This window comes from Bdellovibrio sp. KM01 (assembly GCF_013752535.1).
GTDB lineage: Bacteria > Bdellovibrionota > Bdellovibrionia > Bdellovibrionales > Bdellovibrionaceae > Bdellovibrio.
Window position 1 is genome coordinate 3,720,532 of the sequence record NZ_CP058348.1, and the last position, 16,923, is coordinate 3,737,454.

Consider the following 16,923-nt stretch of genomic DNA (forward strand, 5'->3'; position numbering starts at 1 on the left):
TCATGAGCAAAAAGAATCCAAAAGTGGATGCATTCATTAAGTCAGAGAAAGTATGGCCAAATGAAGCAAAACTGATGAGAGAAGTCTGCTTGGAATGTGGCCTCGATGAAGATTTCAAATGGCGTTTTCCTTGTTACACAAATAACGGCAAAAATCTGATCATGATTCAGACTTTCAAAAACATGTGCGCTTTGATGTTCTTTAATGGCGTACTTTTGAAAGATCCAAAAAAGCTTTTGAAAGCTCCTGGTGACAACTCCCAAGTGGTCAGAAGACTCGAGTTCAAATCGCAAAGTGATGTGATCAAAGTTAAGTCTGCGATGAAAGCACTGATCAAGGAATCAATGAAAGCCAATGAATCTGGTGCGAAGGCTCCTAAGTCTGCTCCGAAATCTTTGACGATGCCTGCAGAGCTTCAAGCTCAGTTAAATAAGAACAAAAAACTGAAGGCAGCTTTCGAAAAGCTAACTCCAGGTCGCCAAAGACTCTATACAATGCATATTGCCTCTGCCAAACAAGAAGCGACTCGCATCGCTCGAGTTGAAAACTGCATCCCCAAAATCATGAAGGGCTTGGGATTAAACGATTAATTCCGATTCTAATGTGGACTATCAATATATTCAAAATAAGCACGGCACAACGCCGTGTCGGCTTTGATGCGATTAAAGCGTAAAACTTTATCCATGCGGCGAGCTTTACAGCGATTTACGATTGGACCAATCAAAGCGCCCGGGCGCTCTTTTAAAACGGGAGCTGCTTCATCCTTGCAACCTTGATCCACGCTATTCCAAGCGGATTCGCAGACAGAACGATCCAAATTATAGCATTGTCCCTGGGGACTGGAAGAGCCGCATGGTTGTTTCGCAAGGCTTTCCTCAATTTCAGCTTGGATGACGTAAGTCACCATCATGTGAATGGCAAAAGCGACTATAGCGAGCGAGCCTGCACCAATTTCCCAATAAATGGGAATTCGCAAAGTTTTCGCCAGTGGGCGGAAGTATATTAGCAGGGCCCCGGCAATAAGAAGAACCACATACAAAATATCTGTCATAGGTTAAGAATATCCCAATTAAATGACAAACTTCAACAACTCGTCGAGGGTTATCAGACTGAGGCGAAACTTCTCCGCTTCCTCAGTGTGACCAAGTCGTTCGTATTCTGCTTTCGCCTGACGACGCACGTCCATCTCGGCTCTAATTATGTCTGCGATCTTTTCCTTCGGAACGGGCCTGCGTGGAACTTCTGTTACAGAAGGATTTAACTTTGCGATCTCTTCTTTGGGAACGGCACTGGCATTATCAACAGCAGTCATGATTGCTCGGATGGCACCGACAACTTCTGATTCACGAGCGGCCATTGCCGCACGAAGCATTTCCAAACTTTGCACGCGAAAATACGGACTTGCATCAAGCATGGCTAGCCCACTTCATTGCATCTTCGGACTTTTCAAAGGAGCGAAACTCGGTGATTTTTCCATTGCGGAATGCAAAGGCATCCGCCACATGACCGTCGATCCAATCCGTCTTGTCTTTTAATCGGACTTTAACATGCACATCCACCACAAACGCATTTCCGACCGCCGTAACTTTCTCGGGGGTGCAGCTGCCTTCAGCCCACGTCGAACGCCCCTTAGAAAAATGATCGCGCATCTCATCCAAACCCCGATAAGTCCCACCCATGGGAGTTCCTTCGAACTCAACCCGAACAATTTGGGGATCTAGTAAACTAAGAGCGGCCGGAATATTATTTCCATTCAAAGCGATATAGAACTGTTTCACCACTTCAATTGCATTCAACTTGCTATCTTCGGCCATACTGTCACCGCTCCATATTTATTATTTCAAGAATTCTAACATGATATTAAGACTTGCCTGAGCCATTGCTGGCGAGTTTTGTGAAACATCACCGATAAAATTGTCATGTGGTCCTGGCAAAACTGCAAAACGTCCTTGCGGAAGCAGTCTTGTTACGTGAACTCCATGCTCCAAAGTAGCGACGTCTTGATCCGTTTGCATGATCAACACCGGGATTTTAACAGAGCGAATTGATTTCTCGGGAATATCTTTGAATTTCTGCATGCGAGTGGAATCGTACTCAAACATCTTAAACAGATCTTGCGGGCGCGGAGATGTTTTCACGTAAGCGTCCTGCAATTCTTTTGGCATCGATGCCAGAGTCGCTTTATTCATCATCTCCCAGAATTGCGGAGGAGCGCCTTTACGACTGTATAGTCCCGATCCCAAAACCATTTTACTCATAAGATCTGGGTAAAGAATGCCAATGTACATTCCCGTCGTAGCGCCATTGCTGAATCCGATGAATTTAGCTTTTTGAATATTTAACTGCTTTAAGGCTTCTGCGATATCACGTGCGGTGTTTTCAAATCCAAATGCTCGTGAAGAAGCCGGGGATTTTCCGTGACCTTGTTCATCGAATGCGATGACACGATAGTGTTTGGCTAATGTTGAAATGCCTCTGCCAAAACTCACATGAATATCAGAGCCGCCACCGTGAAGCAAAACAAGTGGCTCTCCCTCACCATACATCTCATAATAGATGTCAGTGCCGTTAACTTTTAAAGTTCCGCTTTGAACAGCCTGCGCTTTACCTTTATCACAATTTTCAGGAACTTTCGTAGGGTGCGCACAAGATGCGAGAATCAATACCGACAAGACCAAGATACAATTTTTCATCGTCTCTCCAATTCCAGCTGCTGGATGCCATCAAATATAGTCTGATACTAGCACATGATTGTCCCGCAACGTACACTTACAAAACAGGAGAAAATCATCATGCTAAAAGTATACGCCTGCATCTGGTCCGATGACAAAGCTACCGAGATGGCCAAGTTCTATAAATCTGTTTTCAAGGGAACAAAAATCGGAAAGACCGCATACTGGGGCAGTAATCCCATGGGAGTCAAAGAAGGCTCAGTGCTAACGATGCATCTGACTATTCTGGGACAAAAAATTATGTTGTTAAATGGATATACCAAGATGCCGTTCAACGAATCTATATCTTTTGTCATACCTTGCAAAACTCAGCGCGAGATCAACACTTACTGGAAAAAACTTTCCTCCGGTGGCGGGCGCGAAGTTGAGTGCGGATGGGTTGTCGATAAGTACGGCGTTCGCTGGCAAGTGACTCCGGCTGATTTTGATAAATGGAACACAAGTAAGAATAAAAAGAAAAAAGAAGCCGTCATGCATGCCATGTGGAAAATGAAGAAGCTGGATCTTAAAACTTTGCAGAAAGCTTTCGAACAAGGCTAATTTGATACCAAAATATATCAGTTAAAACAGGCACTTATAAGATACTAAACCATATGGTTGACTATTTAAAAGAACTCCTTTAATATTCAACCATATGGTTAACATTCTTTCATCAGACTTAGATAATTTGTTTTATGCACTCTCGGACCCTACTCGTCGACAGATCTTGAAAATGTTGAACGAGGGCACTCACACCATTGGTGAATTGAGTGACCCTTTTAAAATGTCCCTTCAGGCAATTTCAAAACACATCAAAATTTTGGAAAGCGCAAAGCTCTTAAATCGTAAAAAGCTTGGGCGCATTCACGAATGCACTATCAATCCCCAAGCCTTAAAGGTCGCTGAAGAGTGCATCCAATTCTATACGCAGTTCTGGAACGATCAATTGGATGCGTTCGCCGCAAATTTGGAATCTAAAAATAAATCACCCAAAAGGAGCAAGTAAAATGACTTATGAAGTGAAGGCCGAAAAATTAATTCGCCGATCCGCAACTGACGTCTTTGATGCGCTGAAAGGCGGACTCCTTTTTATGAACTGCGGAGCAGACTCCGGCTCGATGCAGATTGATTTCCGCGTGGGTGGAAAATATCAAATCGATTTCAGAAATAAGACTCTGGTCAACTTTGGCGAATTCCTGGAAATCATTCCTAATAAGAAAATCGTTTTTAGCTGGTGCCAAACTTTCGGTCCCGATCAAAAACCCGACACACAAGTTGTAATTGAACTCTTTGAAGATGGCCCTCACACCCGCCTGACACTAAGTCATACAGGATTTAAGGACCAAGCGACGAAAGACGCTCATCAAACTGGTTGGTTCGGTGGACTTGCCGATTTCATCAGTCAAATCGAGAACGGTCAGCTGCGCATGCTTCGCAGCTTTCCAGTTTCAGAACAAAGAATTTTCGAAGCTTGTAAAAATCCGCAAAGCTTTTTTGGCTTAATGGGTGATGTCTCGCGCGGATCTGTCGATTTCAAAGTTGGCGGCAAGTTCCAACTTCCGACAGCGACTGGCGAAATCAAGGGTGAGTTCCTGGAAATTATTCCCGGCAAAAAGATAAAACTATCCTGGCTTATTGGTAACGGCGGTCCGCTGAAGGACAGCCATGTCGTGCTGGCAATCAATGGCAAAGAGGATGGCAGTTCTTATCTTGAAATCGTCCATGAAGGACTGAATAGCCTTGATGAACAAAAAGCCCACCGCAGAGGCTGGGAGACCGTTACAAAAAGAATGACGGAGGTTTTATGAGCGCAAAGAAAAATCTTACGATAACCATGACTTTTGATGAGTCTCCGAAAAAAGTCTTCGACGCCATCGCCAACGTTCGTGGTTGGTGGTCGGAAGATTTAAAGGGCACTTCGAACAAATTAGGTGGCAAGTTTAACTACAAATACAAAGATATTCATACGAGCTCTCAAAAGGTGGTTGAGTTCACACCAAATAAAAAAATCGTCTGGAAAGTTTTAGAAAGCAATTTAAGTTTTCTAAAACAAAAGGACGAGTGGAACGGAACCGAAGTTATTTTCGAAATCAGCAAGAAGGGTGACAAAACTCAACTGCGCTTTACACATGTGGGACTAACTCCGGATGTTGAGTGCTATGAGGCTTGCTTTGATGGCTGGGGATACTTCATCAAAAAAAGCCTTAAGAGTCTGATCAAAACTGGCGAAGGCAAACCGAACCCGAAATGGTAGAATGCATCGTGGCTTCAGATATTCTTCCGACTGCCTGCCTTTACCTTCAGAATAATTCCGCAAAAAATCAGGAGGCTGGAAATTACCAGCCTCTGATGCAGGCTCTCTCCCAGAAATATTACTCCCCCGAATGCGGTTATGGCGGGAACGCTTAACTGCACGATGGCTGCGGTACTTGTCACCAAATCTTTCAATACCAAATACCACAGAACATATCCGAACCCAGAAGTGATCGCTCCCGAAAGAATCGCAAACATCCATCCATGCGGTGTTAAGTTTATCGGAAATAAAATCGCCAGCAGAATCACCAGCGGAGTCGTCATCACAAAGTTTTTGGCCGTTGCATAAATTGGATTTTTATTCTTTTGCCCTATGACCGAATAAAATCCCCACGAAATTCCAGCGATCGCCATAAAGGCCGCGGCATGAAGTGGTGGCATATGTATTCCCGGCAGTAACAAGTATATCAAACCCAACATCGCAAGCGCGACTCCACTCCACTGCCATAAAGTCATGCGTTGTTTTTTAAATAGGGATGCTGCGATCATCGTCAGTTGAACACTGCCGAACAGAATCAGCGCTCCAGTGCCGGCGCTGATTTGCACGTAGGCCAAGGAAAAAAACAGAGCATAAGAAAACAGAAATACTGGCGCGAGGCCTTGCAGTCCTTTAGGCGATGTCGATTCGGCGCTTCGAAATTTGAATAGAAAGAAAACAAGAACCAGTGCTCCCGCAAAAAGTCTGACCAGCGTAAAGCTGATCGGGTTGTTTTGGGAATCGATCAGGGCAAGCCGACAGAGGAGAGAATTGGCCGCAAATGCCATCATTGTTAATGCGGTTAAGATAAAAAGTTTGGGTGTTTTCACTTGAAGTGAGCGTACTTGCTTCATCCCACCTCGTCGTCTTCTGATCCTGCAATAGAATCCCCGCGTCACTTTCACAATTGTTATAAAAGCTCGCTTATTTACTTTGACGGGTGAAGTACTTCTTGAAATTATCTCCTCATCTACATTTCCGGGGGGAAGAATGAAGACAGTACTTATCACGATCGCGACTTTGCTTTGCGCACAAGCTTTTGCTCAAGACGCCACGACATCAACACTTAAGGTCGCAAATCCAGGACAGTCTTCAACGGCTCCTGCTGCCGAAGCAAGCATCTCTACGACAGCTCCGAAACAAGAAAACCCATGGCACTTCACTTTGGGTTCAGAAAACTTCACATACGAAGCTGACCACCGCGGTACTGATGCGGGTCCAATCATCTCTTACAACTTCGTTGGTGCCCGTTACGCGCCTTCAAAATTGTGGGAGCTAGAACTGCGCCAACAATTCCAAATCACATCCAGCCGCGAAAAACTAGCTGGTCGCGACGCGATCCTTCACCGCGACTCTGCAACAGCAATGGCTGAAACAGTTCTACGCGCGGCTTTGAAACCAACAGGTTGGATGGGCTCAAGCGCAGCTTTAATGGATTTAAGATACTACGCTCCGACGGATGCAGTATCTCAGGAAAACCACGAAATGGGCCGCGTGCGTTTTGATAATTACTTTGAATGGACGATGAGTCCTAAGTTCACGATGGCAGGATTGCTGTCTTCACGTGTTTTGTTCAACAGCGGGAATAATCCAAACAAAGCAGTTGGTGCTGATGCTGAATACTATCAAGTGAAAGCTGCACCGATTTTCATTTACACGATGAACGATCACATCAATCCGTATTACGCCTACACATTCGCGGGTAAATCCAGCCAAGCTCAGCGTGGCAACTGGGAACCAGATATGGGGAATATTGGTTCACATGAAGTTGGTTTGAATATGTATTACGGCGCTTTCTACATCAACCCAGCGTTGATCAGCGATACGAATTTGGAAAACGGCAGCGGATCGGTTTTGAGTGCGGATTCGCGAGCGTTTTCGTATGAGAATTTAAGCTATAACTTGAACGTGTACGCAGTTTTTTAGATTTTAGAAACATAGCGAAAGTGAAAAGCCACCTATTAGGTGGCTTTTTTTATTCGTGAAAGACAAATATGATTCGATCAAAAATGAATCGAATGCCAAGTTTGCTTCTTCTCAAGAATCTCTTCAAAGCCGAAATTTCTGTAGAACGCGATAGCTGGCCCTCGGACATCCTCTACTTTTAAAAAAAGTGTTGGAATGTTGCATGCTGATAGTTCCATAGAAATTTTTGCCATTAATTTTCTTGCGTGCCCTTGCCTCAAAAACTTTTCGTGTGTTGCGAGACGATCTATCTTTGCCGATTGCGGATAAATATCCACTTTGGCGACGGCAGCTACTTGCCCGCTAGCCATCTCAATCCTTAGGGATCCGCTTTCAATCCATTCTTGAGCTTCATTTGCAGAAACAGCGTGCAGATTGCTCATAGTTTTTGCTACCTCATCGGCTGGCGCCATTCTATGAGCTTCTTCCACATTTTTAACGCCTAAACATCGAGGTATTGTAAGTTCAAAATGATGAAAGGTTTGAGACTTAATATTGAACGCCGACTGTTTAAAGATATCATTTACATCGTTATCGTCGCATCCAACATCGAATCTTAATCTGTGTTTGGATGAAAATGAATTGCTCGTCAAAAAAGTCTTTACGAGTTCTTCGGCAATGAGTTTTCTATCTTGGCTTCCAGCTTCGACAAATAGTTCCCCGAGGCTCCAGTCGTCACCTTGCTTAAAACATCTGATGAAGCCTAATTTTTTTTCATTTTTGTCGACAGCATAAAACCAACCCTTGGGGGATTCTTCCTCGAAGTAGCTGATCTCATCGGCCATGCTTGTTGGATATCCTAGGGAAACACTTAATAGCTCTTCCAATTCTGATAGAGATGTTAGATCGATGGTTCTTATTTCGAAATTCTTCATAGGGCCTCGCGTGGGTTTTATCGGACGCTACCGGTCGAAGCAAGTAACTTAACTAACGGGGGGAGTATTCGTTAAAAAATATGAGGTCATTATCCTTCAAGCGACTCCATCAGTACTTCATGTGGGCGTGGTGAGAAGTTGAACGAATTATTAGATTACAGACAAAATTCCATAATTCGAATTCGAAACCGATGCTTACCGCGTGGCGAACCCACGACCCGATCAAATGTTCTGCAGTCTCCCCCCACAAGCTGGCTCTGAGCTCAAACCTGCGCCCTGCATTTGTGGCGAGTTGTTTGCACTGTCTACCCAAGTCGAGTGACTGAGATTCGATTCGAAGTGAGACATCGGCACACAGATTATATTTGGGGGTCAGTATGATGAAGAATTTGCTCCTGTTGATGGGCGTGCTAGTGACATCCGTGGCGGCGCAGGCCTACGTCGCCGAGACAGATGTCGAATACGACTATATTAATGGGACGAGCCTTAAGATGGACGTCTATCGTCCCTCTAATCCTGGGACGGCTCTGCGCCCAGCGCTGCTTTTCTTTCACGGTGGTTGCTACAACAGCGGCAGCAAGGCCAGCATCAATGGCGTTGTGAAGGGCCTTGCTGATGAAGGGTTCACAGTTTTCAGTATCGGCTACCGATTAACGCCAGTTGCGAAGTACCCGGCGGGGGTCACCGACGTTAAACAGGCATTGCGATTCATTCGCAAGAATTCGGCGCGCTTTCAGGTCGATCCGAACAAGATCGTCACTCATGGCGAGTCCGCCGGTTCCTACCTCGCTGCCGTCTTAGGTGTTGAAGCCTCAGAGGACAGAAAAGGTAATGTTGATAAATACTCGGGACGAGTTCAACTCGTAGTGGATTGGTTTGGTCGCACCGATTTCACCCTGACACAAACCACTGGAACCGATTGCGCTGTGGATTGGATCGGCCAGCCGCGCAACGACAAAACTATGCCGATTTTCAAAGACGCGTCGATAAAGAATCACGTCGATGAGAATTCGGCAGCCTTCTATATCATTCACGGCACCCACGACACTCAGGTCGACCCGATTCACTCGACAAGCCTCGCAAACACTCTTTGGAATAGAAAGCGTGATGCTGAGGTTGTGCTTTACGAAGGACAAGGCCACGGCTTCTCGCGAACTATTCCGTGGGCTCTTTCACGCGCTCGCATCCTTAAACAATTCGGAATCCCTGATCGCTTAGCCACAAAGAAAGTCGACGGTGCGCCAGCCTACGCAATCAATTCAGGCCAACTGGATAAAATCAATACGTCTAACTTCACGCCTGACAAGTACTTCGTTGGTGGCGCGGCGTATGACTACGGAAACGTGAGTACAGAAGGCACGTCACTGCCAGCACTCTATACCGACTCACGCTATGGCTGGAATTTCGGCTATAAATTGCCGGTGGTCGCCGCAGTCTATCGCGTCGGTCTGTTCTTTGCCGAAAACTCAACTGCCTTCAGCGCAAAGGGTTCGCGAGTGTTTGATGTTTCAATGAGCTTCCCGAATGGTTCTTCCACCATCACGGTACCGGTGCTTCCAAAATTCGATGCAATTGCGCTCGGGGGAAAAAACACAGTGATCCGTCGCTACGTGCACGTCATCACCACAACTCCGACTCTCAACATCGACTTCCAGGGAAGAGTGAACAACGCCTTTATTAACGCGTTCTCGGTTGATCAGATTGGGTACTAAGGAGCAAGCATAAGATCGCGGAGCCTGATGAGGTTCCGCGATTTTCACGATACCGAGGGCGATGGCAGAAAAGTCGGAGTCACGGGAACTCTCACATCACTCGGACCCCGCGATCAAAGAAGCGCTGGAATAAAGTTGATCGGTTCTCATCTATTCTTAAATTGATTAGTACAATCTCATCAGTTTTGAATGGACAATTAATTTTAAGTTCACAACGGCAGGCTTAGATTCCCCACACGTTCAATTCAACAGCGCCAGGAGTCAAAACAAGGCAGTTGGTGCGGATGCTGAACCCTCAAAAAATAAAAACAAACTAGACTTTAGTTATAAATAAACAATAATTGCTACTACTAACGACCTAATTTGAATTTAACTCCTCAACCACCAAGCAAACAAACCGATCTTAGTTGATATGAAATCATCATACGCAACTATTCAAATGAATCTATCCAAATTTTACTCGAAATGGCAAAACTTCTCTGGAAACGAGAGACAAGGATCTCAGATCTTTCTGGCCGATTTTTTTTCCTGCTTTGGGCTAACCTTCGACGATCCAAATGCAATTCCATTTGAGGTAAATACAGGCAAAGGCTTTGCTGATGCTTTTTTAAAAGATTCCGTCGTCTTTGAAATGAAGAGTAAAAAACTTGTTAAGGACAAATCTTCTCTGGAAAAGCAACTACCGCAAGCTTTGAAGTATTGGGATGGCAAGGGCCGTCATGCCCCATTCATCGTTCTATGTAACTTTGTCGACTTTATCATCTTTGACACCAGAGACAGATCTAAACACTACATCAAGATTGGTGAACTAGAATCAAAAGCAGAGTCATTCAATTTTTTGATGAAGCTGAACCCTGCTTTTGCTCCTGAGCAAGAGGCCGTTACACGTCAGGCAGCAAAGATCATGGGAAAACTATACCAAGATTTAAAAAATCGCTTAAAAGGAAGAAAGGAAGAGGTAGATATTTTCGTCTTGCAATGTCTGTTCTGCCTTTTTTCTGAAGATATTGGATATTTGCCTGTTGAAATGTTCTCAAACTCAGTCAGAAGAATCCGCGATGGCGAAGATAACTCCGCCAATATCCTGAGCACTCTTTTTAAAATGATGGACGAAAGAGACTCCGATAGGAAGCGCGGAAAATTCGAGCATGTTAGGTATTTCAATGGACCTCTATTTAGAATTAAACCCGAAATTGTACTGACTGACACCGAAGTCGAGTGCTTATGGGAAGCATGCCAATATGATTGGAAAACTGTGCGCCCAGAAATATTTGGAGCTCTTTTTGAATCATCACAGTCCAAAAAATCGAGACATGCAGATGGCATGCATTTCACTTCAGAAATAGATATCAAAAAAGTTATCTATCCTTGTGTTGTTGAACCTTGGAACGAAATTCTGGAGAACTGCAAGTCACCTAAAGATCTGCAAGAAGCGCATCAAAAACTAAAGTCTTATCGCGTGCTAGATCCAGCATGCGGATCCGGCAATTTTCTTATCGTCGCATATAGAGAATTAAAAAAGATCGAAGAAGGTATCTTCATTAAGTATAAAGCCGCTACCGGGATGACATACAATGAAGTACAAGCAGAGCTTGGATGGTTTCCGCTCACAAATCTATATGGGATCGAAGTGAATGCATTCCCGTCATTGCTAACCAGAGTCTCACTATGGATTACAAAAAAAATGGTTAAAAGTGATCTCAAACTTACTGAGCCTGATTTACCATTAGAAGAATTAAAACATATCATTTGCGCAGACGCTTTAGAGGTTAAATGGGATGATGTCGACGTCGTTGTCGGAAATCCGCCATATCTTGGCTGCAAGCAAATAAGAAAAGCTCGCGGTGACAGATACTTCAAGTGGTTAGGTGAAAGATTCCCAGACCACAGCAAAATGTCAGATTACTGTACATACTGGTTCGAAAAAGTTCTGGAAGATGTAAAGCCAGGAGTGCGCATTGGATTGGTATGTACGAAATCGATTTCACAGACTAATTCTCGATTAGCGAGTTTAGAGAAAATAGTGTCTTCTGGGGGAACCATTTTCAATGCAATTTCCAATAAAAAGTGGTCGGGTGAGGCTAAAGTTCACGTAAGTATTGTAAACTTTGTGCATAAGTCTGGTTTCGTTGGAAAAAAGTATTTAGATAATAAGGAGGTCATGGAGATCTCGTCACGACTTAAAAATTTTGCGATCCAGTCGGAATCCAGAAAACTTAAAGCAAATGGAGGCACAGCCTATGTTGGCCCCGTTCCGAATGGCAAGGGGTTTATTATTGACTCACATACTAGATCTGAGCTTTTGAAAGAAAGTCCAAAAAACAGAGCCGTAATAAAAGAGTTCTTAACTGGTGAAGACCTAGTTCACAATGCTGACCAAAGTGCCTCACGATGGATTATCGATTTCCAAGATTGGCCATTGGAAAAAGCAATGGAATTTAAAGGTCCGATGAAGATTATTACTGAGAAGGTAAAGCCTGTACGCAAAAAAATCAGAGGTTCTACGAACGATGCCAAAAATTATCGTATGAACTGGTGGCGATTCGGAAGGCCACAAATGGGACTACGACAGCAAATTTCACATCTCAAGAAATTTGTGACTGTATCAAGAGTTGGAAAGTACCCAATATTTGTCTTTGTAAACAATAAAAATATTCTTCCCGCCGACTCAACTGTAGCGATAGCTTTTGATTCATTTGGCCAGATGGGAGTATTACAGTCGAAATTTCATACACAATGGTTTAACTACCAGTGCTCTAGCTTAAAAGGTGATGCGCGATACACGAACACAACGGTATTTGAAACATTTCCGTTTCCGGAAAAAATTTCCTCTGAAGTCGGAACTATAATGAAGAAGATTGAGGCCTACAGATCGAAGTTTTGCAAAAAAATGGACATTGGCCTCACAACTTTATACAACCAGATGAACGATGGTGCGCACATTCCTTTAAAACAACTTCATAAACAACTAGATCAAGCTGTTGCTGAATGCTACGGATACCCAAAAGCAAAAATTGAGTCATACAATGATATAATTAACTTTCTAACAGATCTCAATTTGCTTCGCGCAAGCCAAGAAGATGAAATTGCGTTGAGAGAAAAGGCCGCCGAACTTGCGAAAAAAGCGTCGAGAAAAGCGACAAAAAAGAGAGCAGCTTAGTCTATTTAATGAGCTTTAAATATACCGCGTTTTTAAGCCGTCTATTTTCCGTCACTGAGATTTCTCTGAGTGCACGGATATATTCGGCTATGATTTCAGAATTAGCGTCATCATCAAAATCCAGAGATTCCAGTTCACGCTCTATTCTAAGTATTTCGCGTCTTAGAATTACTAGTTCATAATCAGACATAAATTTGTTTAAATTCATATCCCAGCACATATAATAGAGCTATTTGTGGGTCAATCGAAGAACCAGGTTACATCTAACCACAATGCTAATAGCTTTTCCGAAATCAATGATTAAAATTTTTACAAAAAATATGTCTGTTTGCGCTTCGGCTGACTTTGTCACCGCAAAAATACCATCCTGGCATTTTTGCGAACGCACGTCTGCCAGAAGAAAGACTTCATGCATTTAAAAATATAAAACCACCCAGAAGGGTGGTTTTATATTTTTAAATGGTGTGGTGGCGGGAATTGAAAGGTACACTAAGACATTGAAATTAGTATGGACTCATTTGAAAAGTGCCCTAGATACCCCAAAAGTACCCTATGAATCTCTTTAACAGGGGATATTCCTAACTTTTTCGAATTCCCAATTGTTTCTCGTAAGCGTCTAAGTCGAAAGGAGCGCTTGAGATCTCCTTACATACAAGATCAAGCTCTCCAACATTATCTTCAAACAAGACGAGATTATTTTTTGTTTGATTTCGTACAGAGCAATAGAGAATCCCGTTATATCCATGAGCCCGAGCAATTGCGCCAAGTATTTGAGACGAAGATGGAATATTATAGTTAAGATTCAACTCAAACCACTCGTCTTTTAAAGCTCCTTGTGGAATTCCCAAAGCTTTAAAAGTCGAACTACTCGTTACCACGAGAATATCTGGAACACTAACTTGATACTCTACAATTTTATACTTCGCTCGAGGCAACTCATCTGCTCTGGGTTGCTCAAACTCGGGATAACATTGAGTCATATAGTCGTTATGAAAAATTTCTCCATAACAACACTCTTTGTCTTGTCCCAAATAAAGGAGTCTATTTTTGAAAAGCGCCGACTCTTTGAAATTAAATCTGGATGACTTTCGATCAGATCCTACTGTTGATAGAGGTTGATGACTCTCCTTACACAGTCTAAATATTGTCTGATCTTGATATGAAGTATCACAGGCACTATTTATATTTATATCTCGGAGATTATCTACTTCAACTTCCAATCGCGATGAACGTCTGTATAGAAAGTCGTCTTTTTCTTGCTCCGACGAGAACTCATCGTCAGGAGTAGCTGTTATATTTGTACCTAGGTACCACTTTGCAAAGGCCTTAACTTCGGATGGGGATTTAAATATTAAATCTTTTGGATCCGTATAAGACACTTTTCAAACTACCCTAACTGTTGCTCTAGAAACATTTTAACTTTTCGGCTCTTACCTTTAAGCATGTATTCAAGAGGTGTTTGAGAATCAAACTCAGGGCGTGGCAAGACAAGCCACTTTTGCATTTTTGACTTTATTTGCTCAGCACTAAGAGATGGGTCAGCCTCAGAGATAATCTCAATTATTAAGTTAAATATGGACAACCAAGTCTTAACTTTACCATCAGGAGTGGCCAATGGATTTCTGCTAACAGCCGAAGGATCTAAATCTAAGGCAATAGCAATATCAGCATCACTTTTACCAAAAAAATCAGCAAGAATTTTGAGATTCACCTTAGGAGAGTTAGTATCAAAAAAATTTTCTAATACTTGTATCTCTTTAGCAGTCGAATTCATGATTTTGTCCTTTGCAGTTCTGGGTGACAGAGTTACCCCCAAGCCACCAATATTGCAAGATACCTTGCAATATTTATGCAATAAATTATCAATTATGCTTGTTTCTTAATTATTTGATTTTATTGATAAATAAAATATTCATCAAGAAACACCATGTCTAAATTATCGGATAGTGCCAATATTTATTCAAATTAAACGTAATAAAGGTGCCAAAAATGGACCAAAATAAATCAAATAACATCTTTTAATTTTATCTAATTAAGCCCTGATTTAAACCACTATGTCTCTATATATATGAAAATATTGGTGTTTTAAAAATATTCTCATTATGAGACATAGGACTGCTATTTGACCCAACTGCTCTTCTATCCTTTAATAGATTTTCTCGGAAAAATAGATGGTGGAGGCGGGGGGAATTGAACCCCCGTCCGCAAGTGATCCGCGATAAGGCGCTACATACTTAGTCAGTGTTTTAGATTGGTCCTCGGGCTTCCACAGACAAAATCCCTAAGACCTCTCCCCCAGTAATTTTAAGCGAGTCTGCTGGAGAAAACCCAACACGCCGAGGTCCCTAAATGACGATCAATCCAAGAGCGGAACCACCTCAAGGTTGATCGTGCAGATTAATTAAGCTGCAAGTGCGTAATCGTTGCCAATTACAAAATGGACGTTTTTATCGAGGTCCTCATCCGCCCCGGTATGCTCCTTATGTTTCAGCACCCACGTCGAAGCCAGTACGCCCCCAATGTGTGATCAACATAACTCGTTTATTGTAGCACAGATTTTCGATTCGCTTCTCAGCTTTTCAAAGACCCAATATTCCCGCAAAACGATCGGACATAGTGTCTGCGAGAGAATTATAAAACAACACCCAATTCACCACGTCATCGCCCTGTTTTTAAGCATTTTATGTTACACGAGATTAACAATACGCTAACGTAAGCATGACAATTCACCTGGTAAAAGGTCCTGTTATCCACCATTTATAGGGGTCTTCCACAGACTTATCCACATAGTTGCTGAAAAAATGGTGATTTTTCGATTCGAAATTTAAGATTCTTAAATTTTCGCGAAATGGATTCGCATTTTCTGACATGCTTGGAAACTGGGCAAACTCACGCAAAAAGGGACAAAAAAAGGGGGGCAAATAGCCCCCCGTTCGAATCAAAATTTTGATTTAAATTTAGCGGAAAAGTTCAGCCGCTGATGCTGCCGCCGAAGCCAATGAACTTACATTTGAAGGTGCTTTGTTCACTTCCGTTTTCGCTGCCACAGGTACCGCAGGCGCTGCAGGAACCACCGGAGCTACCGGTGTTTGAACTTTCGCTGTCGCTGCAGCTGCTGTTGCTGCCACCGCTGCCTCAGAAGCCTGCGCAAGTACTGCTTCAGCTTTCGCTACAGCCTCTGCCGAAGGAGCCGCAGCTTCCATCACAGATTCAGCCAAGTGCACATCCAAAGCGCTTTGAACAATCGGAGAGTGCGCGTGAGTGCCAACACCCTCAACCGCATTTGTTACCGGGAACAATTGAATGTTCAATTGGTACACTCTTTCGCCTTTTGTTTTCATACGAGCGATCGAGTTGTCTTTGTTCAAACCTTTTCTCATCTGACGAAGTTTGAATTTGATTTCTTCAAACTCTGACTTCGTCAAAGACATCGTAAGCGTTCCGAACTCGCGGTCCGTTGGTTGATCTTGATAAATGGATTCAAGGCCCAAGTACATCAATTGAGATTGAAGCTTACGAACCAATGCCACGGGAATGTCTTCAGGAGATTCAGTCAGGGAGCGGGCTTTTTTGATCTCGCCCGTTTTTTCGTCACGACGAAGCTCACCCGACGCGATCAAGGCTGCCAAAGAGTTTTCGATTTCATCTTCAGAAGCTTTGCCACGAAGAAGTGCTTTCAAAGAAGCTGTGTCGAATGAAACACCTTCTTGATCCACCATCGCGTAAACGATCCAGGCAACCCAGTTCGGAACTTTCTCGAAGGACTTGCGATCGATCTCACCTGTTTTAAGTTTCACACCCACACGGTGCTCAGACATTTTTTTCAGGAAGATATTACGATCTGCAGGATCTGTTGCCTGAGTGAAATTCACCAGCAAACGGAACTCTTCAGTTTGTTCTTTATTAAAGCCCAACGCTTTACCAAATTTACCGATCATGTCTTCAGAAAGGTTGCGCTTTCCTTCGATGATCATTTTCAAATAATTTGGTGATTTGATATTCGCTGCTGCCGAGAAAACTGCGTAGTTATATTGGCGCAAAGAGCTCTTAGTAGCTTTGCGTTTGTACTGATAATAGTCCGCCAAATATTCGCGGTAGTTCATGTAATCAGACAATACTGGCGGAACCAGCGAAGTTGTTGAAATTTCTTTGCCTTTGCCGAACTCAGGTTGATTGTGTTGCATAGAAATCGCTCCTTTGCGCCTAAATA

Annotated in this window: 17 protein-coding genes and 1 other RNA gene; 8 read left to right on the forward strand and 10 right to left on the reverse strand. The window is 43.2% G+C overall.

Annotated elements, in window-relative coordinates; all coding sequences use genetic code 11:
• The first annotated feature begins 2 nt into the window (after window positions 1-2).
• Window positions 3-590: a YdeI family protein gene (locus HW988_RS17880; protein WP_181605492.1), complete on the forward strand. Its 588-nt coding sequence runs from the start codon at window positions 3-5 to the stop codon at window positions 588-590.
• A gap of 8 nt (window positions 591-598) precedes the next feature.
• Here HW988_RS17880 and HW988_RS17885 read toward each other — a convergent pair whose 3' ends face one another.
• From HW988_RS17885 to HW988_RS17900, 4 genes are read right to left on the reverse strand one after another with little or no spacing between them, the layout of a single operon-like run.
• Window positions 599-1,051, reverse strand: coding sequence for a hypothetical protein (locus tag HW988_RS17885; RefSeq protein ID WP_181605493.1), 453 nt, complete (start codon window positions 1,049-1,051; stop codon window positions 599-601).
• Between the two features lie 18 nt (window positions 1,052-1,069).
• On the reverse strand, window positions 1,070-1,414 hold the full coding sequence (locus tag HW988_RS17890; protein WP_181605494.1) for a hypothetical protein: 345 nt from the start codon (window positions 1,412-1,414) through the stop codon (window positions 1,070-1,072).
• A complete protein-coding gene (locus HW988_RS17895) occupies window positions 1,407-1,814 on the reverse strand; it encodes a nuclear transport factor 2 family protein (protein ID WP_181605495.1) in 408 nt (135 codons plus the stop codon). The genes HW988_RS17890 and HW988_RS17895 overlap by 8 nt, the downstream gene beginning before the upstream one ends.
• Window positions 1,815-1,835: 21 nt before the next feature.
• A complete protein-coding gene (locus HW988_RS17900; RefSeq protein WP_181605496.1) occupies window positions 1,836-2,693 on the reverse strand; it encodes an alpha/beta fold hydrolase in 858 nt (285 codons plus the stop codon).
• Window positions 2,694-2,792: 99 nt separating this feature from the next.
• Between HW988_RS17900 and HW988_RS17905 the strand changes: the two genes are divergently transcribed.
• The 4 genes from HW988_RS17905 (at window position 2,793) to HW988_RS17920 (ending at window position 4,965) form a co-directional block, all read left to right on the forward strand.
• Window positions 2,793-3,272: a VOC family protein gene (locus HW988_RS17905; RefSeq protein WP_181605497.1), complete on the forward strand. Its 480-nt coding sequence runs from the start codon at window positions 2,793-2,795 to the stop codon at window positions 3,270-3,272.
• Window positions 3,273-3,366: 94 nt separating this feature from the next.
• A complete protein-coding gene (locus HW988_RS17910) occupies window positions 3,367-3,717 on the forward strand; it encodes a helix-turn-helix transcriptional regulator (RefSeq protein ID WP_181605498.1) in 351 nt (116 codons plus the stop codon).
• Window position 3,718: 1 nt separating this feature from the next.
• On the forward strand, window positions 3,719-4,519 hold the full coding sequence (locus HW988_RS17915; protein WP_181605499.1) for an SRPBCC domain-containing protein: 801 nt from the start codon (window positions 3,719-3,721) through the stop codon (window positions 4,517-4,519).
• On the forward strand, window positions 4,516-4,965 hold the full coding sequence (locus HW988_RS17920; protein ID WP_181605500.1) for an SRPBCC domain-containing protein: 450 nt from the start codon (window positions 4,516-4,518) through the stop codon (window positions 4,963-4,965). The genes HW988_RS17915 and HW988_RS17920 overlap by 4 nt, the downstream gene beginning before the upstream one ends.
• A gap of 14 nt (window positions 4,966-4,979) precedes the next feature.
• On the opposite strand, the gene HW988_RS17925 is transcribed toward HW988_RS17920, so the two are convergent.
• Window positions 4,980-5,855, reverse strand: a complete 876-nt coding sequence (locus HW988_RS17925) for a DMT family transporter (protein ID WP_181605501.1) — start codon at window positions 5,853-5,855, stop codon at window positions 4,980-4,982.
• Window positions 5,856-5,991: 136 nt separating this feature from the next.
• On the opposite strand from HW988_RS17925, the gene HW988_RS17930 reads away from it, so the two are divergent.
• Window positions 5,992-6,927 (forward strand): hypothetical protein, encoded by a 936-nt coding sequence (locus HW988_RS17930; RefSeq protein ID WP_181605502.1) that lies wholly within the window; start codon window positions 5,992-5,994, stop codon window positions 6,925-6,927.
• Window positions 6,928-7,004: 77 nt separating this feature from the next.
• On the opposite strand, the gene HW988_RS17935 is transcribed toward HW988_RS17930, so the two are convergent.
• Window positions 7,005-7,841, reverse strand: coding sequence for an N-acetyltransferase (locus HW988_RS17935; protein ID WP_181605503.1), 837 nt, complete (start codon window positions 7,839-7,841; stop codon window positions 7,005-7,007).
• 377 nt (window positions 7,842-8,218) lie between these two features.
• Between HW988_RS17935 and HW988_RS17940 the strand changes: the two genes are divergently transcribed.
• Both HW988_RS17940 and HW988_RS17945 read left to right on the forward strand, forming a co-directional pair.
• Window positions 8,219-9,553: an alpha/beta hydrolase fold domain-containing protein gene (locus HW988_RS17940; RefSeq protein ID WP_181605504.1), complete on the forward strand. Its 1,335-nt coding sequence runs from the start codon at window positions 8,219-8,221 to the stop codon at window positions 9,551-9,553.
• Window positions 9,554-9,965: 412 nt separating this feature from the next.
• Window positions 9,966-12,713, forward strand: a complete 2,748-nt coding sequence (locus tag HW988_RS17945) for a DNA methyltransferase (protein WP_181605505.1) — start codon at window positions 9,966-9,968, stop codon at window positions 12,711-12,713.
• 578 nt (window positions 12,714-13,291) lie between these two features.
• On the opposite strand, the gene HW988_RS17950 is transcribed toward HW988_RS17945, so the two are convergent.
• The 4 genes from HW988_RS17950 to HW988_RS17965 form a co-directional block, all read right to left on the reverse strand.
• Window positions 13,292-14,092 carry an RES family NAD+ phosphorylase gene (locus HW988_RS17950; RefSeq protein ID WP_181605506.1) on the reverse strand — a complete coding sequence of 267 codons (801 nt, stop codon included), beginning with the start codon at window positions 14,090-14,092 and terminating at the stop codon, window positions 13,292-13,294.
• 8 nt (window positions 14,093-14,100) lie between these two features.
• Window positions 14,101-14,487: a hypothetical protein gene (locus tag HW988_RS17955; protein WP_181605507.1), complete on the reverse strand. Its 387-nt coding sequence runs from the start codon at window positions 14,485-14,487 to the stop codon at window positions 14,101-14,103.
• Between the two features lie 398 nt (window positions 14,488-14,885).
• Window positions 14,886-15,231: a transfer-messenger RNA gene (gene ssrA / locus HW988_RS17960) on the reverse strand.
• Window positions 15,232-15,670: 439 nt separating this feature from the next.
• The gene (locus HW988_RS17965; protein WP_181605508.1) at window positions 15,671-16,897 is read right to left on the reverse strand and encodes a TIGR02147 family protein; all 1,227 of its coding nucleotides are present in this window, start codon (window positions 16,895-16,897) and stop codon (window positions 15,671-15,673) included.
• Window positions 16,898-16,923 lie beyond the last annotated feature (26 nt).

What these genes read in the sequence shown, in the direction of transcription:
- HW988_RS17880 (WP_181605492.1), top strand. Translation starts at nt 3, where the DNA reads ATGAGCAAAAAGAATCCAAAAGTGGATGCATTCATTAAGTCAGAGAAA.
- HW988_RS17885 (WP_181605493.1), bottom strand. Translation starts at nt 1,051, where the DNA reads ATGACAGATATTTTGTATGTGGTTCTTCTTATTGCCGGGGCCCTGCTA.
- HW988_RS17890 (WP_181605494.1), bottom strand. Translation starts at nt 1,414, where the DNA reads ATGCTTGATGCAAGTCCGTATTTTCGCGTGCAAAGTTTGGAAATGCTT.
- HW988_RS17895 (WP_181605495.1), bottom strand. Translation starts at nt 1,814, where the DNA reads ATGGCCGAAGATAGCAAGTTGAATGCAATTGAAGTGGTGAAACAGTTC.
- HW988_RS17900 (WP_181605496.1), bottom strand. Translation starts at nt 2,693, where the DNA reads ATGAAAAATTGTATCTTGGTCTTGTCGGTATTGATTCTCGCATCTTGT.
- HW988_RS17905 (WP_181605497.1), top strand. Translation starts at nt 2,793, where the DNA reads ATGCTAAAAGTATACGCCTGCATCTGGTCCGATGACAAAGCTACCGAG.
- HW988_RS17910 (WP_181605498.1), top strand. Translation starts at nt 3,367, where the DNA reads ATGGTTAACATTCTTTCATCAGACTTAGATAATTTGTTTTATGCACTC.
- HW988_RS17915 (WP_181605499.1), top strand. Translation starts at nt 3,719, where the DNA reads ATGACTTATGAAGTGAAGGCCGAAAAATTAATTCGCCGATCCGCAACT.
- HW988_RS17920 (WP_181605500.1), top strand. Translation starts at nt 4,516, where the DNA reads ATGAGCGCAAAGAAAAATCTTACGATAACCATGACTTTTGATGAGTCT.
- HW988_RS17925 (WP_181605501.1), bottom strand. Translation starts at nt 5,855, where the DNA reads ATGAAGCAAGTACGCTCACTTCAAGTGAAAACACCCAAACTTTTTATC.
- HW988_RS17930 (WP_181605502.1), top strand. Translation starts at nt 5,992, where the DNA reads ATGAAGACAGTACTTATCACGATCGCGACTTTGCTTTGCGCACAAGCT.
- HW988_RS17935 (WP_181605503.1), bottom strand. Translation starts at nt 7,841, where the DNA reads ATGAAGAATTTCGAAATAAGAACCATCGATCTAACATCTCTATCAGAA.
- HW988_RS17940 (WP_181605504.1), top strand. Translation starts at nt 8,219, where the DNA reads ATGATGAAGAATTTGCTCCTGTTGATGGGCGTGCTAGTGACATCCGTG.
- HW988_RS17945 (WP_181605505.1), top strand. Translation starts at nt 9,966, where the DNA reads ATGAAATCATCATACGCAACTATTCAAATGAATCTATCCAAATTTTAC.
- HW988_RS17955 (WP_181605507.1), bottom strand. Translation starts at nt 14,487, where the DNA reads ATGAATTCGACTGCTAAAGAGATACAAGTATTAGAAAATTTTTTTGAT.
- HW988_RS17965 (WP_181605508.1), bottom strand. Translation starts at nt 16,897, where the DNA reads ATGCAACACAATCAACCTGAGTTCGGCAAAGGCAAAGAAATTTCAACA.